Below are 229 nucleotides of genomic sequence, written 5' to 3' on the forward strand. Positions count from 1 at the left end.
CATCAAGACCCGCGAACTCCCCCGCTACTTCTCCAGCGTGCTCTTCGCCCCTGAGGACCTGGCTCTGGTGCGCGGCGATCCCTCCGGCCGCCGGCGGTTCCTCGACCAATTGCTGGTGCTGCGCAACCCCCGGTTCTCCGGGGTGCTCACCGACTACGACCGGGTACTCAAACAGCGCAACACCCTGCTCAAGTCGGCTAGGGCATCCGGCTTGAAGACCACCCAGCTG

Annotated in this window: 1 pseudogene; it reads left to right on the top strand. The window is 65.9% G+C overall.

Annotated features, from left to right (window positions below):
• Window positions 1–229, top strand: a pseudogene (locus BV453_RS01990) (DNA replication and repair protein RecF); the annotation flags it as partial.

Source organism: Microbacterium sp. ER1 (assembly GCF_023383675.1).
GTDB lineage: Bacteria > Actinomycetota > Actinomycetes > Actinomycetales > Microbacteriaceae > Microbacterium.